At 67.1% G+C, this 17,418-nt stretch carries 19 protein-coding genes; 10 read left to right on the forward strand and 9 right to left on the reverse strand.

The annotated features are described in order from the left end of the window. Window positions 1–52: 52 nt before the first annotated feature. The 8 genes from pilV to infA all read left to right on the forward strand — a co-directional run bounded on the left by pilV (window position 53) and on the right by infA (window position 5,556). Window positions 53–568 (forward strand): type IV pilus modification protein PilV, encoded by a 516-nt coding sequence (gene pilV / locus CEJ42_RS13590; protein WP_088751418.1) that lies wholly within the window; start codon window positions 53–55, stop codon window positions 566–568. An 8-nt stretch (window positions 569–576) separates the two neighbouring features. Further along, on the forward strand, window positions 577–1,473 hold the full coding sequence (locus CEJ42_RS13595; RefSeq protein ID WP_088751419.1) for a PilW family protein: 897 nt from the start codon (window positions 577–579) through the stop codon (window positions 1,471–1,473). Then, window positions 1,470–2,042, forward strand: coding sequence for a pilus assembly PilX family protein (locus CEJ42_RS13600; protein ID WP_243397861.1), 573 nt, complete (start codon window positions 1,470–1,472; stop codon window positions 2,040–2,042). The genes CEJ42_RS13595 and CEJ42_RS13600 overlap by 4 nt, the downstream gene beginning before the upstream one ends. 19 nt (window positions 2,043–2,061) lie before the next feature. Continuing rightward, entirely contained in the window at window positions 2,062–2,499 is a 438-nt protein-coding gene (locus CEJ42_RS13605) for a type IV pilin protein (RefSeq protein ID WP_243397862.1), read from the forward strand. 3 nt (window positions 2,500–2,502) lie between these two features. Next, the gene (locus CEJ42_RS13610; RefSeq protein WP_088751422.1) at window positions 2,503–2,976 is read left to right on the forward strand and encodes a GspH/FimT family pseudopilin; all 474 of its coding nucleotides are present in this window, start codon (window positions 2,503–2,505) and stop codon (window positions 2,974–2,976) included. A 91-nt stretch (window positions 2,977–3,067) separates the two neighbouring features. Next, entirely contained in the window at window positions 3,068–4,189 is a 1,122-nt protein-coding gene (gene ribD / locus CEJ42_RS13615; protein ID WP_088751423.1) for a bifunctional diaminohydroxyphosphoribosylaminopyrimidine deaminase/5-amino-6-(5-phosphoribosylamino)uracil reductase RibD, read from the forward strand. A gap of 28 nt (window positions 4,190–4,217) precedes the next feature. Continuing rightward, window positions 4,218–4,832: a riboflavin synthase gene (locus tag CEJ42_RS13620; RefSeq protein WP_088751424.1), complete on the forward strand. Its 615-nt coding sequence runs from the start codon at window positions 4,218–4,220 to the stop codon at window positions 4,830–4,832. A gap of 460 nt (window positions 4,833–5,292) precedes the next feature. After that, complete coding sequence (infA, locus tag CEJ42_RS13625) at window positions 5,293–5,556, forward strand: translation initiation factor IF-1 (RefSeq protein ID WP_079218525.1); 264 nt, start codon at window positions 5,293–5,295, stop codon at window positions 5,554–5,556. 485 nt (window positions 5,557–6,041) lie between these two features. Here the strand turns inward: infA and CEJ42_RS13630 are convergent, their stop codons facing one another. Continuing rightward, window positions 6,042–6,254 (reverse strand): cold-shock protein, encoded by a 213-nt coding sequence (locus CEJ42_RS13630; protein ID WP_276329110.1) that lies wholly within the window; start codon window positions 6,252–6,254, stop codon window positions 6,042–6,044. 409 nt (window positions 6,255–6,663) lie between these two features. Here CEJ42_RS13630 and CEJ42_RS13635 point away from each other — a divergent pair, with 409 nt between their 5' ends. Both CEJ42_RS13635 and CEJ42_RS13640 read left to right on the forward strand, forming a co-directional pair. Then, window positions 6,664–7,953 (forward strand): O-acetylhomoserine aminocarboxypropyltransferase/cysteine synthase family protein, encoded by a 1,290-nt coding sequence (locus tag CEJ42_RS13635; RefSeq protein WP_088751425.1) that lies wholly within the window; start codon window positions 6,664–6,666, stop codon window positions 7,951–7,953. 200 nt (window positions 7,954–8,153) lie between these two features. Further along, window positions 8,154–10,283, forward strand: a complete 2,130-nt coding sequence (locus CEJ42_RS13640) for a TonB-dependent receptor (RefSeq protein ID WP_088751426.1) — start codon at window positions 8,154–8,156, stop codon at window positions 10,281–10,283. A gap of 71 nt (window positions 10,284–10,354) precedes the next feature. On the opposite strand, the gene CEJ42_RS13645 is transcribed toward CEJ42_RS13640, so the two are convergent. The 8 genes from CEJ42_RS13645 to CEJ42_RS13680 all read right to left on the reverse strand — a co-directional run. After that, window positions 10,355–11,446: an LLM class flavin-dependent oxidoreductase gene (locus CEJ42_RS13645; RefSeq protein ID WP_088751427.1), complete on the reverse strand. Its 1,092-nt coding sequence runs from the start codon at window positions 11,444–11,446 to the stop codon at window positions 10,355–10,357. Between the two features lie 21 nt (window positions 11,447–11,467). Then, on the reverse strand, window positions 11,468–12,469 hold the full coding sequence (locus tag CEJ42_RS13650) for an NrtA/SsuA/CpmA family ABC transporter substrate-binding protein (protein ID WP_088751428.1): 1,002 nt from the start codon (window positions 12,467–12,469) through the stop codon (window positions 11,468–11,470). A gap of 76 nt (window positions 12,470–12,545) precedes the next feature. Continuing rightward, window positions 12,546–13,292, reverse strand: a complete 747-nt coding sequence (locus tag CEJ42_RS13655) for an ABC transporter ATP-binding protein (RefSeq protein WP_088751429.1) — start codon at window positions 13,290–13,292, stop codon at window positions 12,546–12,548. After that, window positions 13,292–14,164, reverse strand: a complete 873-nt coding sequence (locus tag CEJ42_RS13660) for an ABC transporter permease subunit (protein ID WP_088751430.1) — start codon at window positions 14,162–14,164, stop codon at window positions 13,292–13,294. The genes CEJ42_RS13655 and CEJ42_RS13660 overlap by 1 nt, the downstream gene beginning before the upstream one ends. A 170-nt stretch (window positions 14,165–14,334) precedes the next feature. Then, window positions 14,335–15,456, reverse strand: a complete 1,122-nt coding sequence (locus tag CEJ42_RS13665) for a porin (RefSeq protein ID WP_088751431.1) — start codon at window positions 15,454–15,456, stop codon at window positions 14,335–14,337. 198 nt (window positions 15,457–15,654) lie between these two features. Beyond that, window positions 15,655–16,182 carry a hypothetical protein gene (locus CEJ42_RS13670; RefSeq protein WP_088751432.1) on the reverse strand — a complete coding sequence of 176 codons (528 nt, stop codon included), beginning with the start codon at window positions 16,180–16,182 and terminating at the stop codon, window positions 15,655–15,657. A 175-nt stretch (window positions 16,183–16,357) separates the two neighbouring features. Continuing rightward, window positions 16,358–17,041, reverse strand: coding sequence for a 4-carboxy-4-hydroxy-2-oxoadipate aldolase/oxaloacetate decarboxylase (gene ligK, locus CEJ42_RS13675; protein WP_088751455.1), 684 nt, complete (start codon window positions 17,039–17,041; stop codon window positions 16,358–16,360). 17 nt (window positions 17,042–17,058) lie between these two features. Then, window positions 17,059–17,418: amidohydrolase family protein (locus CEJ42_RS13680; protein ID WP_165774435.1), on the reverse strand; the 360-nt coding region annotated here is incomplete at its 5' end.

A 17,418-nucleotide genomic window follows, 5' to 3' on the forward strand; every position in this document is an offset into this window, starting at 1 on the left:
AGGCGCTTTTTCTTTCACCTACACTCGCCGCTTTCCACTGCGTCTGCGGCCCATGTCTTCACGCTGCTCCGGCTTCACGATGATAGAAGTGCTGGTCGCCATGCTGGTGATCGGCACCGGCGCGCTGGCCGTGGTCATGCTGCAGCTGCATGCGATCAGGAGCGCCCGGGACAACGCCATGCAGGCGGCCGCCACGACCATGGCGGCGGAGTTGGCCGAACTGCGCGCAGCCGGGCGCGACGCCGCTTCCGGCGGCGACGATCCCTACCTGTTCACCTTCGACGCCACGCGCGGCGCGGCCGTCGTGACAGCCCCGGACTGCGCCGCTTCGGCCTGCGACGCCCGCGGCTTTGCGGCCGCCAACGTCGCGCAATGGAGCGCACGGCTGGCGCGCGAGCTGCCCGGAGCGCGCGCCGTCGTCTGCCGCGACAGCCGCCCCGCCGACCAGCCGGACTGGCAGTGCGACGCGTCGCCTTTGTCCCCCGTGGTCGCCAAGCTGGGCTGGAAGCGCGCCAGCGACGCACAAGCGCCGGCCAGGCCGTTGATGACATTGCCGGTCGGCCGCTGATGCGATGCATGCGCGCCTCGCCTGCCCAACGCCAGCGCGGCCTCACGCTGGTGGAGATGATGGTCGCGCTGGCGGCCGGCCTGATGGTGGTGCTGGCCGCCGGCGCGCTGCAGAACAACGCCCGCGCCGCCTATCAGGACATCGACGATGCCGGCCACGTACAGGAGACCGGGCGCATGGCGCTGGCCCATCTGGCCGACGCCGTGCGCCAGGCCGGCCACCTTCCCAGGGACAGCCTGGGCGGCCAGGCGCCGCCGCGGCTGTCGCCGGCGCTGCGCGGCATCGACGACAGCCGCCAGGCAAACGAACTCGATCCGTCGCAAGGACGCTTCGACGCCGCTGCCGGCAACGGCTACAACAGGAGCGACCTGCTGATGCTCGGCTTCTTCGGCGCCGCGCGCGGGATGGACGCGGACATCGCCAACTGCGCCGGCGCCACGGCCACGACCGGCAGCGCGCCGCTGGAGGAAAGCGAACGCAGCTGGAACATCTACTACATCGCGCCCGGCGTGGGCAATGAACCCGAACTGCGCTGCCGCTACCGCGGCAAAAACGGCGCCTGGACCTCGGATGCCATCGTGCGCGGCGTCGAGGCGATGCAGCTGCGCTACGGCGTCGACACCGACTTCGACGGCCTTCCCGATCGCTGGCTGGACGCCTCTGCCATCGCCGGCGACGCCTGGCGGCAGGTGAAGCTGGTGCGCATCGCGCTGCTGGTGCGCGGCAAGCAGGCGCGCCCGGGAGCCGCCGGCCGGGGACGCAGCTACGAGCTGTTTGCGCAGTCAGGCCGACCCAACGAGGCCTGGCGCTTCACCGAAAAGGATGGCGACCAGCGCTTGCGCGCCGTCTTCCAGACCACCGTCTACCTGCGCAACGCCGACGCCGGCGGCGGGACGCCGCCATGAGGATGGCACCCCTGCGCCAGCGCGGCGCCACGCTGCTGATCTCCCTCGTCATGCTGGCCGTGATCCTGCTGCTGGGCACGGCCGCCGCTTCGCTGCTGGTGCTGGACGAACGCGCCGCGCGCAACCACCGCGCGCACCAGCAGGCCCGGCTCGCGGCGCAGGCGGCGCTGGACGATGCCTGTGAAGAAATCCGGCTGGGCGCACGCATCGACGATGCGGCCTTTCCGCGTGAAGACGGCTGCCGGGCCGACGCCGAAGGCCGCGGCCTGTGCACCGGCAAACCAACGCATGCAGGCTGGCGGGCGGCGCAATTGGCCGGCGCCGAGCCGGGCTCTGCCGCCTACGGCGACTTCACCGGCGCCCGTCCGCCGGGCAACGGCGCCACCGCGCCGCGCTATCTGATCGAGCGGGTGCCGGGCGGCCGCGAAACGCTGTACCGCGCCAGCGCCATCGGTTTCGGCCCCAACGCCGCCGTGGCGCGCATGCAGGGCGTCGCCGTGCGCCGGGGCGACGATGCGGGTTCTGCGCGCTGCGTGTGGCTGTCGTGGCGCGCGCTTTCCACCCACTGAGCGCAAGAGAGGAGCGATGATGAACAGACCCGCACGCGGCTTTACCCTGATCGAACTGGGCGTGACGCTGGCCGTGATCGGCGTGCTCGCCGCGCTGGGCTGGGGCGGCTACAGCCACCACATCCTGAAGGCGAAGCGCGCCGAAGGACGCGCCGCCCTGCTGCACGTCCTGCTGCAGCAGGAGCGCCAATACGCCTATCAGCACAGTTACCTGGCCTTCCGTCCCGGCGTGAACGCCGCCGAATTCAAGTGGTACTCCGGCGAGCGCCCGCACACCAGCGCCTACAGCATCGCCGCCGAACCCTGCGGCGACGAAGACCTGCGCGGCTGCGTGCGCGTCACCGCGACGCCCGGCGGCCCCATGGTCAACAGCGCCTGGCGCGACGGGCAATGCGGCCAGCTGTATGCCGACAGCCGCGGGCGGCGCGGCGCCGACGGCGGCCTCGCCTGCTGGTGACGCATGCGCAGCCGCGGTTTCACGCTGGTCGAGATGATGGTGGTGCTGCTGATCGCGGGCATCGTGCTCGCGGCCGGCGTGCCGGCCCTGCAGGACTTTGCCGCCGAGCAGCAGCTGATCAGCGCCGGCAACGCCTTCTTCCACAGCGCCTCGCTGACCCGTTCCGAGGCGATCCGCCGCGGTCGCCCGGCCAGCATGTCGCCGAATGACGGACATGACTGGACCAGCGGCTGGAAGATCGAGGCCGGCGAGCGCCTGGTGATGATGCAGTCGCCGCTGCCGCCGGGCATTTCGGTCAGCTACCGCGCCGGCGGCGAGCTGGTCGGCTATCGCGCCAACGGCACGCCGCTCAAGAGCTCCAGCTGGTACTTCAGCAGCCACGGCAAGACCCGCGCGGTGGTGATCAATTTTCTCGGGCGGGTGCGGGTCTGCAACCCGGTTTCCGACAAGAGTTGCGCCAGGGGCGAGGAGGACTGAGCCAGAGCGTCCCGGCCGCAAAGCCGTGTATATTGACGGGCATCCGGCCGCCCGCGCCCCGGCGGCGGCCTCATCCATACACGGCACGCCCATGAATCCGACAGAAGATCCGATCTACCAATTCGACATCGAGAACGACCAGCAAGCCATGGCGCTGGCGCTGGTGCAAGCCGGTTTCGGCATGCTCACCACCACGCCCAATCCGCGCGTGGGCTGCGTCATCGTCAAGAACGGCCGCATCGTCGGCGCCGGCTTCACCCAGCCGCCGGGCGGCAACCATGCCGAGATCCAGGCGCTGGCCGACGCCGCCGCGCGCGGCAACGACGTGCGCGGCGCCACCGTCTACGTCACGCTGGAACCCTGCAGCCATTTCGGCCGCACCCCGCCCTGCGCCGATGCGCTGGTGCGCGCCGGCGTGGCGCGCGTGGTGGCGGCCATCGCCGACCCCAACCCACTGGTGGCCGGCCAGGGGCTGGCCAAGCTGCAGGCGGCCGGCATCCAGGTGGCCTGCGGCCTGCTGGAGGAAGAGGCAGCCGAGATCAACATCGGCTTCCTGCACCGCATGCGCACCGGCAAACCCTGGGTGCGCATGAAAAGCGCCGCCAGCCTGGACGGCAAGACCGCCCTGCACAACGGCGTGAGCCAGTGGATCACCAGCCAGGCCGCGCGCGACGACGGCCACATCTGGCGCGCCCGCGCCTGCGCCGTGATGGCCGGCATCGGCACCATCGCCAAGGACGATGCCCAGCTCACCGTGCGCGCCATCGATACGCCGCGCCAGCCGCGCCGCATCGTGGTCGACAGCAAGCTGGCGGTCTCGCCCGAGGCGCGCGTGATCCAGGGCGGCGGCACCTGGGTCTTCACCGCCGCCGAAGACCGTGAAAAGACCGCCTCCCTCGAAGCCCAGGGCGCCGAAGTCATCGTCCTGCCCAACGCCGACGGCAAGGTCGACCTGCCCGCGCTGGTGCGCGAACTGGGCCAGCGCCAGATCAATGAACTGCACGTGGAGGCCGGCTCCAAGCTCAACGCCTCGCTGATCCGCGAAGGCTGCGTCAACGAGCTGCTGGTCTACCTCGCGCCCAGCCTGCTGGGCGACGGCCGCAACATGTTCGACCTGCCGCCGCTGGAAGACCTGTCCGACAAGATCGGCCTGCGCTTCAACGAGGTCAAGCAGGTCGGCCCGGATTTGCGTATCCTTGCACGCTTCAATTGACACACAGCTTTCAGCATCAGGACAGATCATGTTTACAGGTATCGTCGCCGCCGTCGGCAGCATCACATCCGTACAACCCCTGGCCGCCGGCCCTGACGCCGGCGTGCGCCTGAACGTCGACGCCGGCCCCCTGCCGATGGCCGACGTCGGCCTGGGCGACTCGATCGCCCTCAACGGCGCCTGCATGACGGTGGTGGAAAAGACCGCCACCGGCTTCACCGTCGACGTCTCGCGCGAAAGCCTGAACCTCACCGTGGGCCTGGACGCGCCCGGCGAAGTCAATCTGGAAAAGGCCCTGACCCTGGCCGAGCGCCTGGGCGGCCACCTGGTCTCCGGCCACGTCGACGGCCTGGGCCGCGTGCACTCCTTCGAGCCGGTCGGCGAATCGCGCGAGCTGATCGTCGACGCCCCCAAGGCGCTGGGCAAGTACCTGGCCTACAAGGGATCGATCGTGGTCAACGGCGTCTCGCTGACCGTCAACCGCGTCGAGGACCTGGCCGACGCCTGCCGCTTCTCGATCAACCTGATCCCGCACACCGTGGAAGTCACCACGCTCAAGCACCTGAAGGCCGGCAGCACGGTCAACCTGGAGATCGACCTGATTGCGCGTTATGTGGAGCGCATGCTGAGCGCCGCCAAATAAGGAAAAATCCTCCCGAGACGCCCCGTAGCGTCACCCGCCCGGGAGGCGCTGCGCGCGGCAATCAGCCCGCCGGAACCCGCCGCGACGCCTTCGAAGCGCCTCCGATAGCGGTTTTCCGGCAACACCCGCTTGAAATACAGCTAGGTGAATTGGCCGATCATAGGTATAGTGGCCCGTCTTACCGGCTTGGTAAGCTGAAAGTCTTTGGCTCCCACGCACCTGTATTGCGCTTTCTGCAATACCTGCCTGATCCCAGTCCATCCCCTTTCAAACGGTCCTCCGACCGTTTTTGCTTGCCGCCACGCAAGCCTCGCGAATTGACCGCCCCGCCGTAGGCGCAGCCTGTTTCCGGATCGCAAGCGACTCCGGCCCCATGACTGCCGCCCTGCATGGACAGCCCGTAGCCCGGGCGAGAGCCCTATGGCGAGGCCTTTTAACCAGCTGTTTTTAAGGAGCCCGAATGGCAAAGGAAGAACTGATTGAAATGCAAGGCCAGGTCACGGAAGTGCTGCCCGATTCCCGATTCCGCGTAGACCTGGAAAATGGCCATTCCCTGATCGCCTACACGGCCGGCCGCATGAAGAAGAACTTCATCAAGATCCTCGCCGGCGACAAAGTGACGCTGGAACTGTCCCCTTATGACCTCAACAAGGGACGCATCATCTATCGCCATATCGAGAACCGTGGCAGCAGCGGCCCCCGCCCTCAGGCCCGCAGGCGCTAAGTTTTCGCATTGCCCGGCGCCGAACCGGCGCCAGAACGCAAAAAGCCCACCAAAAGGTGGGCTTGTTCATTGTTAATTCTGAATTCTCTTCAGCCCATGCTATCTGCATGGTGCCTCAGGTTCGAACGGCCCGGCCTATCCGGACGGTGCCATCTCAAATACAGGCGATCACCGATGCCATCCGCCCCGTGAAGGGCGGCATGGCCGCTGGCGAACATTAATAACTATTTGCTCAGCCGGTCCTTCCCTCGCGCACACCCGCGCTATCTGCGCGTTGGCATGCGACCGGGAATCCGGCCGGTCCCCGGCTGCATGATGCAGTCGGAAACCTTGCGCCGCCGCCGCTTCGATTCGATCGTCCGGCCCATGCTATCTGCAGGGTGCCGGGCTACGGATATCCGGGAATCGTTACGGCAAAGGCGCTTGTGCCTGGCTATCTGCTGGTATGGACGGTCGATAGCGCCCAGGCTTGATACTGCCGGCGATCAGGCGATCACTTTGATGTTGCTGGCCTTCTCGCCCTTGGGGCCGTTGCTGCGTTCGAACGACACGCGCTGGTTTTCGGACAGGCTCTTGAAGCCGGTCGACTGGATGTCCTGGAAGTGGGCGAACAAGTCCGCGCCGCCTGCATCGGGGGTGATGAAACCAAAACCCTTTGCATCGTTGAACCACTTCACTACGCCTGTTTGCATGCTCATGCTGTTTCCTTAGATTGAATAGGGGCGACGTGCCCGAAAGGCACTTGAGACCAAGAAATGAAACCGAAGGAAAAAGACAGAACGACCGGAGGAAAAACAACAGTCAGGCGGAATTGGAACCAACAAGAATACGGCTTGATACAAGTACGACACGAACTATACCCCATTTGAAGGGATCTTGCACGCAACTGTATTAATTTGTTCACAAATTGCCATTTACTTCCATTTATTGCCGCCTGTTGCCCGGCCCCGCTCCCCCGAATTGCCCGGCCTTCACCGGTGCGGCCCGCTCGCAGCGCCCGCGCGCACGGCCCGCATATGCACATGCGAAATCATTCCTTCGCCCGCCGCGCCCCGCGCGCTAGCGTCTGCCTGCAGTGCTCACCCACGACAACAAGCGAGACCCACCATGGCAGACACCCCCAACTGGAAATTCGAAACCCTCTCCGTCCACGCCGGCTATGACCCCGACCCGACCACCCGCGCGGTGGCCGTGCCGATCTACCAGACGGTCGCCTTCGCCTTCGACGACACCCAGCACGGCGCCGACCTGTTCGACCTGAAGGTGCAGGGCAACATCTACTCGCGCATCATGAACCCGACGCAGGACGTGCTGGAAAAGCGCCTGGCCGCCCTCGAAGGCGGCATCGCGGCGCTGGCCGTGGCGTCCGGACAGGCGGCGGTGACCTACGCCATCCAGACCATCGCCGAAGCCGGCGACAACATCGTCTCGGCTTCCACGCTCTACGGCGGCACCTACAACCTGTTCGCGCATACGCTGCCGCAGTTCGGCATCCAGACGCGCTTCGCCGATCCGCGCCAACCCTCGTCCTTCGAGCCGCTGATCGATGCGCGCACCAAGGCGATCTACATCGAATCCATCGGCAACCCGCTGGGCAACGTCACCGACATCGCCGCCGTGGCCAGGATCGCGCATCGCCACGGCGTGCCGCTGATCGTCGACAACACCGTGGCCACGCCCTACCTGTTGCGCCCCATCGAGCACGGCGCCGACATCGTCGTGCATTCGCTGACCAAATACCTCGGCGGCCACGGCACCACGCTGGGCGGCGCCATCGTCGACTCCGGCAAGTTCCCGTGGGCGCAGCACAAGGACCGCTTCAAGCGCCTCAACGAACCCGACGTCAGCTACCACGGCGTGATCTACACCGAAGCGCTGGGCGAGGCCGCCTACATCGGTCGCGCGCGCGTGGTCCCGCTGCGCAATACCGGCGCGGCGCTGTCGCCGTTCAACAGCTTCCAGATCCTGCAGGGCATCGAGACGCTGGCGCTGCGCCTGGACCGCATCACCGCCAACGCGCTGGCCGTGGCGCAATACCTGAAGCGTCATCCCAAGGTGCGCTGGGTCAATTACGCCGGCCTGGAAGATCATCCCGACCACGCGCTGGCGCGCAAGTACTTCAACGGCCGCGCCTCGGGCGTGCTGACCTTCGGCGTGGCCAACGGCCGCGACGGCGGCGCGCGCTTCCAGGATGCGCTGCAGCTGTTTACGCGCCTGGTCAACATCGGCGACGCCAAATCGCTGGCGACGCACCCCGCCTCGACCACGCACCGCCAGCTCTCACCGGCCGAACTGGAAAAAGCCGGCGTCACCGAAGACACGGTGCGCCTGTCGATCGGCATCGAGCACATCGACGACCTGATCGCCGACCTCGAACAGGCATTGCACTCCGCGTAGTCCACCGCCGCCAACGTCAGACCTGGCGCGCCTTGCGACAATATGCCGCACGACGCGCCGGGCCCGGCGCTGCATAATTCCCCCCTCGCAATGCCGCGCCGCCGGCGCCTTCGCACCGCGCATGGCGCCATGCCTCGCACGACGCGCGATGCCGCACCCGCGGCTGCCGCCTCACATCACAATAACGACGGGGAATCCCAATGAAGCTCACTCGCTGCGCCCTCGCAGTGGCGCTGGCCTGCGCCGCCCATACTCAAACCCATGCCCAGTCGCCGGCGCAGACCCAGGCCGGGCAGGACGACAAGCTGCCCGCCATCACCGTGACCGGCGACAAACCGGTACCGCAAAGGAACGGCGCCGACAGCGCCCTGCTGCCCGCCGCCGAACCGGGCTATGCCACCGCGGCGGCCGGCGGCGTCTCCGCGCTGCCGGTGTTGAACGGCTTCGCCGCCGACCGCATCAAGGTCCGGCTGGACGGCATGGAAGTCACCGCCGCCTGCGGCAACCAGATGAACTCACCGATGTCCTATATGCCGCCCGCCCAGGTCGGCACGGTGCGCGTGATCGCCGGCATCACGCCGGTCAGCGCCGGCGGCGACAGCATCGCCGGCAGCATCGAACTCAATTCGCCGGCGCCGCAATATGCGGACGGGCCGGGCTGGTCGCTGGTCAAGGGCGGCTTCTCGGCCTCCGCGCGCAGCGTCAACGCCGAAGTCTCCGCCTCGGTCAACGCCACCGTCGCCAGCGACACGCTGTCGGTGGCCTACACCGCCAGCCGCACCCGCGCTGAGAGCTACGTGAACGGCAACGGCGACAAGGTGCTGGGCAGCCAGTTCGAGAGCAACAACCACGCGCTGACGCTGGCCGCGCGCGGCAGCGGCCAGCAACTGGTGCTGAAGGTCGGGCAGCAGTACATTCCCTTCCAGGGCTTCCCCAACCAGTACATGGACATGACCGGCAACCGCGCCACCTTCGCCAACCTCGGCTACGACCGCCGCTTCGACTGGGGCAAGCTGTACGCCAGGCTCTACTGGCAGCACACCGCGCACGAGATGGGCTTCTTCACCGCCGAGCGTCCCGGTACCATGCCGATGGATACGCGCGGACGCGACATGGGCTACACCGTGCGCGCCGACATCGACCTCGGCCAGGACGGCGGCTCCACGCTGCGCCTGGGCAGCGAGCTGCACAGCTTCCGCCTGAACGACTACTGGCCGGCCGTGCCGGGCTCGATGATGATGGGTCCCAATACCTACGTGAACATCAACGACGGCACGCGCGACCGCTTCGCCCTCTTCGCCGAATGGGAGCACAAGCTGGACGCACGCTGGAGCACCCTGGTTGGTGTGCGCGATGAACTGGTGAAGACCGACGCCGGCAATGTGCAAGCCTACGGCACCGGCATGATGAACGCCGCCGACGCCGCAGCCGCCAGCGCCTTCAATGCGCGCGGCCACGGCAAGACCGACAACAACATCGACCTCACCGCGCTGGCGCGCTTCGAGCAGGATGCCGGCAAGAGCTTCGAGTTCGGCTACGCCCGCAAGACCCGCTCGCCCAATCTGTATGAGCGCTACACCTGGGGCCGCGGCACCATGGCCATGACCATGACCAACTGGTTCGGCGACGGTAACGGCTATGTCGGCAACATCGACCTCAAGCCCGAAGTGGCCAACACCCTCAGCGCCACCGCCGACTGGCACAGCGAAGACAGCGAAGGCAACGAGCGCCGCTGGTTCTTCAAGGCCACGCCCTACTTCAGCTACGTGCAGAACTACATCGACGCCGACGTGACCGGCAGCTTCAACCCCTACGGCATCGCCGGCGCCTCCGGCAACCTGCTGCAGTTCGCCAATCACGACGCCCGCCTGTATGGCATCAACCTCTCGTGGAAACTGCCGCTGGCCAACAGCGCATCGCTGGGCAGCCTCGCCTTCACCGGCAAGGCCAGCCTCACCCGCGGCTCGCGCGTGGGCGGCGGCAACCTGTACCACATGATGCCGTTGAACCTGCTGGCCGCGCTGGAACAGCGCAGCGGCCCGTGGAGCAACCGCGCCGAGCTCAACTACGTCGCCCGCAAGACGCTGGTCGATGCGCAGCGCCTGGAACCGGTCACCGCCAGCTACACGCTGGTCAACCTGAAGAGCACCCTGCAGGCGACCCGCACCATCTCGGTCTGGGCCGGCGTAAGCAACCTGTTCAACCGCAACTATGCCGATGCGCTGGGCGGGGTCTATCTGTCGGGGCTGGCCAATGCGAAGTCGGGATCGCTGCAGGCGCTGCCGGGTTATGGTCGCTCGCTGGATGTGGGAGTGAACGTCAGCTTCTGATTTATCCACAGGCAAAAACAAAAAAGGCAGGGATCACTCCCTGCCTTTTTCATTCGTGCCTTGCGTCGTCCTCAGGCCGCTTTCTTCGCCAGCCGTTGCGCGACCAGTTCACGCGTACGCGGAATCAGTTCGCGGCCATAGTCGGTGGCATCTTCCAGCGGATCGAAACCGCGGATGAGGAAGGTCGTCACACCCAGGTCGTAGTAGTCCAGCAGCGCCTCGGCCACCTGCTCCGGCGTGCCCACCAGCGCGGTGGAGTTGTAGCGTGCCCCGGTTTCCTTGGCGATCGCAGTCCACAGGCGCTTGTCCACGCGCGTGCCCTTGTCGGCGGCGGCCAGCAGGCGACGCGCGCCTTCGCTTTGTTGCGGGCCGGTGTAGGCCGGGTGCAGCCTGGCGTTGCCGGCGCGCAGGCGGCGCGTCTCTTCCAGGATGCGCTCGGCGCGCTCCCAGGCCTGGTCCTCGGTGTCGGCCAGGATCGGCCGGAAGGAAATCGAAAACTCCACCTTGCGCCCGTGGCGCGCCGCCTCGGCCCGCACGCGGCCGGTCAGGTCGCGCACCTGGTCGAGCGACTCGCCCCACAGCGCATAGATGTCTGCATGGCGGCCGGCCACCGGAATGGCCGCGTCCGACGCGCCGCCGAAGAAGATCGGGATATGCGGCTTCTGCACCGGCTTGACTTCAGAAAAGGCTTGCTCGAACCGATAGTGCGCGCCCTCATGGTCGAACGGTTTTTCTGCGGTCCAGACCCGGCGCAGGATCTCCAGGTATTCGTCGGTGCGCGCGTAGCGCTGGTCGTGGTCGAGGTAGTCGCCGTCGCGGCGCTGCTCGATGTCGGAACCGCCGGAGATGATGTGCACGCCCAGGCGGCCGCCGCTGAAGTGGTCGAGCGTGGCCAGCTGGCGCGCCGCCAGCGTGGGCGAGACGAAGCCCGGCCGGTGCGCCAGCATCAGCTTAATGCGGCTGGTGGCGGCGGCGACCTGGGCGATGGTCAGGATCGCGTCCGGTCCGTTGGAGTGATACGGCACCAGCACACGGTCGAAGCCGGCATCCTCGTGCGCTTTGGCAAAGCGCAGCAGGTAGTCGGTGTCGATGGCCGGGCCGGCCGAGGGATGGATCTCCGAGTTCTTGTGAGTGGTGACCATGCCGATGAAGTTGACGCTCATGCTGTTCTCCTTTTACGTGAATCAGACCTTGACGATGTAATCGGTGACTTTCACTTTCTGCGGCAGGATCTTGCGTTCCGACAGCCAGTCCGCCGCGCCCTGGAAGGTGGCGATGAATTTGGCGTCATCGGCGCCGTGAAACTCCCAGCGGCGCGCCAGCCTGATCAGCGAGTCGCGCACCGCGTCGGAATAGCCGGCGTCCTTCTGCACCAGGATCTCGGCCTCCTTCGGGTTCTTCGTGATCCACTCGCCCTCGGCGCGGTAGGCCGCGTTCACGGCGCGCACGATGTCGCCGTTCTCTTCGGCGAACTTGCGGTGCGTGACGTAGGAATTGAAGTCGATCAGGAACTCCAGGTCGCGGCCTTCGAAGAACACGTCATGCGCCTTGTACTCCACGCGGGCGATGTCCACGCCCGGGCTCCACATCGACCACGCGTCGACCTTGCCCTGCGCGAACGCCGGGCCGGCGTCGGGCGGATTGAGATAGACGAACTTGACCTTGTCGCGCGCGATGCCGTGCTTCTCCAGCGCCGCCACCAGCAGGAACTCGCCCAGGCCTGAACGGTTCACCGCCACCGTCTTGCCCACCAGGTCGGCGACCTTGTCGATGCCGGAACCGTCCTTGGCGATGATGGCCGTGCTGCGCGGCTCCACTACCGCAAACTGTGTGAACACCAGCGGCGAGCCGGCGATCATCGCCGCCAGCGCGGGCGTGGTGCTGCCGCCGAAACCGAAGTCGGCGCTGCCGCCGGTGACCGCCTGCAACGACGGTGCATGGTTGGGAAACGGCCCGACCCACTGCACCTTGATGCCGTCTTTGGCCAAGGTCTTTTCAAACTCGCCGCGGGTGCGGGCGATGCCGGGCAGGCCGCCCTTGCCCCAGGCCAGGCGCACGGTGTCGGTGTTGCGCGACTTGCCGTGCGCCAGCAGCGGCAGGCCGGCGCCGCCCAATGCGGCGCCGGCGATGGCGGCTTGCAGGAGGTGGCGTCGATGGAGGTTGGCAGGTTTGTCGTGTTCGCTCATGAGATGGAAGTGGGAGGAATGAAGAGCCGCCGCGCCGCAGGCATGCGACGCGGCCGCCGGGAAAAATGCAAGGGAGTCAGGCCGGCGTCGCGGCCGCCACGCCCAGCTCGTCCAGCAGCTGCGCGCGCAAGGCTTGCGCGGCCGGATGGTCGCGGTTGTGCGCGGCCTCGGGCGCGACCGTGTAGTCGCTGGCGATGGCGCCGTCGCGCATGACCAGGATGCGGTCTGCCAGCACGATGGCCTCGTCCACATCGTGCGTGACCAGCAGCACGCCGGGACGGTGGCGATCCAGCAGCTGGCGCACCAGCGCATGCATGCGGATGCGCGTCAGGGCGTCGAGCGCGGCGAAGGGTTCGTCCAGCAGCAGCAGGCGCGGTTCGCGCACCAGCGCGCGGGCCAGCGCCACGCGCTGCGCCTGGCCGCCGGAGAGGTTGCGCGGCCAGTCGTCGATGCGGCTGCCCAGCCCGACCTCTTCCAGCGCCGCCTTGGCCAGCGGCTTGCCGGTCCTGTCGTCCAGACCGAGGGAAACGTTGCGCCACAGCGGATCCCAGGGAATCAGCCGGTGCTCCTGGAACACCACCGCCGGCTGCGAGGCGCCTTCGATGCGGCCGCCGTCGATGCAATCCAGCCCGGCCAGCGCGCGCAGCAGCGTGGTCTTGCCGCAGCCGCTCTCGCCCAGCAGGGCCACGAACTCGCCGCGCGCGATGCGCAGGTTCAGGCCCCTGATCACGGTGCGCTGGCCGTAGCGGCGCTGCAGGTTGCTGACGGTGACCGCGGCCTCGTCGAACCCGGCCGGGTGCATGGTGTGGGTGGCGGGCGACATCAGCGGCCCCTCCCTGCGTAGTTGGGATGCCAGGCCAGCAGGCGGCGCTCCAGCAGGCGGGCGATGCCGTCTGACACCACGCCGATGCCGGCGTAGATGACGATGGTCAGCACGATCACGTCGGTCTGCAGGAACTCGCGCGCATCCATAGCCAGCGAGCCGATGCCGACATTGGCGGCGATGGTCTCGGCGATCACCAGCGCCAGCCAGGCCACCGCCAGCGCGTAACGCACGCCGGCGAGGATGGAAGGCAAGGCGCCCGGCAACACGATGCGGCGAATCAGCGTCCAGTTCGACAGGCCGGTCACGCGGCCCAGCTCCAGCAGCTTGGGGTCGACCTGGCGGATGCCCAGCACGGTGTTGATATAGATCGGGAACAGCACGCCCAGCGAGACCAGGAACACCTTGCCGCCCTCGCCCACGCCGAACCACACGATCACCAGCGGCAGCGCCGCCAGGAAAGGCACCGCGCGCACCATCTGCACGCTGCGGTCGAACAGCGCCTCGGCCAGGCGCGAGAAGCCCACCAGCGTACCCAGGGCGAAACCGATGCTGCCGCCGATGGCAAAGCCGGCCGCCGCGCGCAGCAGGCTGGCGCCGAGATCGGAGAGCAGCCGCCCCTGGCCGATCAGGTTCCAGGCGGTGGCCAATACCTTGCTGGGCGCCGGCAGCACCTGCGGCGAGAGCGCGCCGGCGCGGGCCAACGCCTCCCACGCCAGCAGCAGCGCCAGCGGGGCGATCCACGAGATGAGGAAGAGGCTGCGTTCTCCCAACGCGACCCGCGCGCTCGCGGCGGGCTGCGTCGCGGAACGCGGCGAAGAAGATGCCGGCGTCGCCGCCGGCAGGGGAAGTCGGTTGACCGCTTCGGGCATGGATGATCCTTCACAAGTCTTGCGCGCGGCGGGCCGCCGCGGCGAGAAGGAAAATCCTAATCAGCTTTGCCCGATGCGATAACTAATGATTTTGAACTTGCATATCCGGTAAACACATTTGCGGCGCCGGCCCGGGCAAGCGGCCGGCGCCGCCCTTCAACATCAGAAGATCAGAAGGTGTGACGGATGCCCAGCTGCACGCCGGTCTCGCTGGCGCCGGCGTCCGGGCTCAGCGCCTGGCTGGCGGTGTAGCTGGCGCCGGTCATCTTGTAGGCGGCGGTGTTCTGGTTGATCAGACGCGAGGCCACCGCATACAGCCGGGTACGCTTGGACAGGTCGTAGTTCACGATCAGGCTGAACTGCCGCGCGTTGTTGTTGAGGCTGGAGCTGTCCTTGATGTAACCGCCGCCGGCGCCGATGGTGGTGCTGGCGTTGATGCGGTAATCGGCCGACAGGCTGTAGGTGTTGTGGTAGTTGCCCGGCGTGTTGCCGACCACGGCGCCGCTCGGGTCGTACTTGCCGGCCGGATTGGTGAACACGTTGCCGGTGGTGGCAGAGATCACTTCGTTGGTGCGGAAGAAGCCGAGATAGACCTTGCCGCTGCCGTAGTCGTAGTTGCCGCCCAGCATGAACTGCTTGACGCTGTTGGTGTTGGTGGCGTTGTTGGCGTTCAGGTAGGCGCTGCCGACGTACAGCGGCCCCTGCTGGGTCTGGAAGCCGATCTGGTAGACCGCGTTGGAGGCGGTGCTGCCGGAGCGTTCGCCCACCGAGTAATGCAGCTCGAGGTTGGAGTTGGCGAACTTGGGCGAGATGTAGCTGATGTCGTTGTCCACCCGCGCCAGCCAGTTGGCGAAGTTGTTGTAGGCCGAGCCGTAGGTGGCCGCGCCGAAGGCGTCCATGTTGCCGGCGTAGAGGAACATGGGTGAATTCTGGCGGCCCACGCGCACCTCGCCGAAGCCGCCGCCCAGGCCCACCCATGACTGGCGGTCGAAGAAGCGATAGCTGTTCTGCAGGCCGCCGGTGCTGGGATCGAAGCCGGTCTCCAGGTTGAACGTCGCGCGGTAGCCGTTGCCGAGGTCTTCAGTGCCCTTGAAGCCCAGGCGGCTGGTCATCTCGCCGTTGTTGCCCATGGCCCAGAGCGACGTGTTCTTGCCGCCCACGGTGCTCTTCTGGTAGCCGGTGTAGACGTCCAGCACGCCGTAGATGGTGACCGAACTCTGGGCGTAGGCCGCCGGTGCGGCGGCCAGCAGCAGCGCCGCGGGCAGCAGTTTGATCCTGGTAGTGAAATGCATCTGAGCTCCTCCTCAAGGTATGTCGATGTTGTTGTTGCGGGTTGAAAATCTGCCGGCGCGCAGGCATCCCGCTGCCGTTGCGCGCCTGGTGAAACGTGGATGAAAAGCGGCCGTGCGCGAAATCGCAGGCAAGCCGCTCCCCTCGCGCCGGAGGGTGGCTCCGGCGCTGTTGTATTGCGCGCTGTCGCGCGCGACGGATCAGCCCTGGCGTTCGAAGTGCTTCTTCACGATCAGCGCCAGCGGCACGGTGAAGAAGATGTGCGACATGAAGCCGCCGATGATGACGCCCGGGTCGTAGTAGTTGGGATGGTTGTCGGAGGCGATCATGATGGCCACGTGCATCAGGATCCACGCCACTACCGCATAGAACAGTGCAACGAAGGTGGCCTCATAGCCCCTGCGGCGGAAGTGCGGCCAGATCGCGGCGAACAGGATGCCCCACACCAGCGTGAAGAAGAAGTGGATGCCGGTGCCGACGAAGTAGGCGACGATGCCCAGCGACTCCTGCACGTCCCGGCCGAACACCAGCCCGGTGGCGTTGCGCGGGATGCCGGCCAGCGGCATCAGGTGCTGCGCGCCGACCCAGACCAGCGCCTCGTAGATCCAGATGATGACGCCGCCGGTCAGGCCGCCGATGATGCCGGCCCTGATCAGCGCCGAACGGTCCTTCCAGCCGGAAGTGGATGATGCCGCGCCGATGGCGGCCGTGTGTTGTGCGGTCTGCATGGTGTCTGCCTTTCTCCTTAAGTTGGCGATTTGTGCGGACGGTGTTGCCGTCCATTTTTTCTTCTGTTGCGGTATTGCTTTTGTTTGTTATTCGTCGCTGCCGGCTTGTTTGAATTGTCTTGCCGTCGTCTCCTTCCATTCCCTCCGCGGGTCCGTGCTGCGGGCGTGCTCCGTTTCAGTCGATGTATTTCAGCCCCGCCGCCGCCAGCGGGCCGCGCATGTCGTACATGTCCAGCCCCAGCACACCGGCGGCCAGCTTGTCGCGCTTTTCGCCTTCCAGCGCTTCGCGCTTGTGCGCGGCCTGGGCCACGCGCGCGGCGTCCGCCGCCGGCACCGCCACCACGCCGTCGTCGTCGGCCACGATGGCGTCGCCGGGGTTGACCAGCGCGCCGGCGCAGATCACCGGGATGTTGACCGAGCCCAGCGTCGCCTTGATCGTGCCCTTGGCGCTGACGGCGCGGCTCCAGACAGGGAAGCCCATTTCCTTCAGCACCTTCACGTCGCGCACGCCGGCGTCGATGATCAGCGCCTTCGCGCCGCGCGCCATGAAGCTGGTGGCCAGCAGGTCGCCGAAGTAGCCGTCAGTGCATTCGGCGGTGACGGCAGCCACCACGATGTCGCCGGGGCGGATCTGCTCGGCCGCCACGTGCATCATCCAGTTGTCGCCCGGATGCAGCAGCACCGTCACCGCGGTGCCGGACACCACGGCGCCCGGCCAGATCGGCCGCATGTAGGGCTTCATCAGGCCGGTGCGGCCCTGCGCCTCATGCACGGTGGCCGTACCGAACTTGCCCAGCTGCGCGACCGCATCCTCATCGGCGCGCCCGATGTTGCGTTTGACGATGCCCAGCTGGTTGATCAGGGGAGTGCTCATGCTTACAGCCCTTTCGCTTTCAGGGCGGCGTCCAGGCGCGGATACACGCGGCGGGCGTTGCCTTCGTAAATCTGGTGGCGCTCTTCGGGGCTCAGGGCGGCCGCCTCGATGTAGCGCTTGGTGTCGTCGTAGTAGTGCCCGGTCTCCGGATCGATGCCGCGCACCGCGCCGATCATCTCGGAGGCGAACAGCACGTTGTCCACCGGGATCACCTTGGTCAGCAGGTCGATGCCCGGCTGGTGATACACGCAGGTGTCGAAGAAGATGTTGTTGAGCAGGTGATCCTTCAGCAGCGGCTTCTTCATCTCCTGCGCCAGGCCGCGGAAACGTCCCCAGTGGTACGGCACCGCGCCGCCGCCGTG

Source organism: Herbaspirillum robiniae (assembly GCF_002213415.1).
GTDB classification, from domain to species: Bacteria; Pseudomonadota; Gammaproteobacteria; order Burkholderiales; family Burkholderiaceae_D; genus Herbaspirillum; species Herbaspirillum robiniae.